Annotated in this window: 2 protein-coding genes; one reads left to right on the forward strand and one right to left on the reverse strand. The window is 75.1% G+C overall.

Features of this window, described 5'->3' with window-relative positions; all coding sequences use genetic code 11:
- A partial coding sequence (locus B7767_RS30795; protein WP_143652712.1) for a glycerate kinase occupies window positions 1-437 on the reverse strand: 437 nt, incomplete at its 3' end.
- A gap of 149 nt (window positions 438-586) precedes the next feature.
- On the opposite strand from B7767_RS30795, the gene B7767_RS30800 reads away from it, so the two are divergent.
- Entirely contained in the window at window positions 587-1657 is a 1071-nt protein-coding gene (locus tag B7767_RS30800; RefSeq protein WP_085575009.1) for an ADP-ribosylglycohydrolase family protein, read from the forward strand.
- The last annotated feature ends 161 nt before the right edge of the window (window positions 1658-1818 follow it).

Consider the following 1818-nt stretch of genomic DNA (forward strand, 5'->3'; position numbering starts at 1 on the left):
CCGAACACGATGCTCCGCGCCCCCGCGTCCAGCGCGGCCCGCAGCAGCTCGCCGGAGCCGTACGTCGACGCCGTGAGCGGCGCGAAGACGCCCGCCGGCAGCCGCTGCAGCCCGCTCGCCTCCGCCATCTCCACGACGGCCGTGTCACCGCGCAGCGCGTACGCCGCGGTCACCTCGTCCCCGAGGGGACCGGCGACCCGTACCTCCCGCCGCTCGAACCCGGCCGCGACCGCCGCGGCCACGGTGCCGTCACCGCCGTCGGCCACCGGCAGCGCCTCGACCACCAGGTCCGGTACGACCCCGCGCAGCCCGGCCGTCACCCGCTCGGCGACCTCGACGGCCGTCAGCGACCCCTTGAACTTGTCCGCGGCGACGAGCACCCGCTGCGCCGACCGTGCCGTACGAGTGCCGCTCCCTGCAGCGTCCGCCACTTGCATTCCCCTCGTTCTCCGGGCCTCGCACGCGTGTCAAGGCCGAGTCGCGCCGCTGTGACCTTAACCGGCGGGCACAGTGGCCGCCATGCCCTGCCCAGCCCGTGGAACGGCCCGGAACCGGGTAGACCCGTCCTATGAGCGCCACGACCGCCATGACCGCTGTGGGCCCGCAGCCGGGACTCGCCGACCGCATCCTCGGAGGCTGGCTGGGCCGGATCGCGGGCAACATGCTCGGCAAACCGGTGGAACAGGGCGAGGTGTGGACCCGCGAACGCATCGACCGCTACCTCCGCCGGACGGACGCCCTCCCCCTCACCGACTACCTCCCCGAGCCGCCGACCGAGAGCGAGGGCCTCGACCTGCGCCCCGAGTGGCGGTCCTGCGTCCGCGGCCGCGTCCACGGGAGCTGCCGCGACGACGACATCGACTACGCCGTCCTCGGCCTGGACCTGCTGGAGACCCACGGCTTCGCCTTCACCACCGAGCAGGTCGGCGACCTGTGGCTGCTGCGGCTGCCCTACCTCCAGACCTTCACGGCGGAACGGGCCGCCTACCGCAACCTCGCCAACGGCCTCAAGCCCCCGCTCACGGCCACCTACGACAATCCCTACCAGGAGTGGATCGGCGCCCTCATCCGCGCGGACATCCACGGCTGGACCTCCCCCGGCTCCCCGCGCCGCGCCGCCGCCCTGGCCCGCAGGGACGCGGTGCTCTCCCACACCGGCAACGGCGTGTACGGCGCGATGTGGGCGGCGGCACTGATCTCGGCGGCGTTCACGTCGCCCACCGTGCGGCACGCGGTGGACGAGGCGCTGACGGTGATCCCGGCGAGCAGTCGCCTCGCCCGCACCGTGCGCCGGGTGGCCTCCCTGCACGAGGCCGGGCTGGCCTGGGAGGACACGCTCACCACGCTCACGGAGGAGACGTCGGGCCTCGGCTGGATCCACACGGTTCCGAACGCGGCCGTCCTCACCGCCGGCCTGCTGCACGGCGACGGCGACTTCACCCGGACCATCGCCCTGACCGTGCGCGGCGGCCTGGACACCGACTCCAACGGCGCGACGGCGGGCTCGGTCGCGGGCGTCCTGTGCGGTGCCCCGGCCATCCCCGGCCAGTGGAAGGACCCCCTCCAGGACACGGTCCGCAGCGCCGTCTTCGGCTTCGACGGGGTGCGCGTCAGCGAGCTGGCGGAGCGCACGCTGCGGCTGGCCGAAGTCGAGTAGCCGTACCCGGGCGCGCCGCCGTCCTCGCCGGGAACGCCGTCGCCTGCGCGAGTCCCGGAGCGGAGGCGGTTGGGACGTGCCCCGGCGCACGCGCCTCCGGTGCCGGTCACGGGACCGGCGTGTGCCGCCGTGCGCCCCGCGGGGCCCGGCTCCGTGCCCGC

The sequence above is a fragment of the Streptomyces sp. 13-12-16 genome (genome assembly GCF_002114215.1).
Taxonomy (GTDB): Bacteria; Actinomycetota; Actinomycetes; order Streptomycetales; family Streptomycetaceae; genus Streptomyces.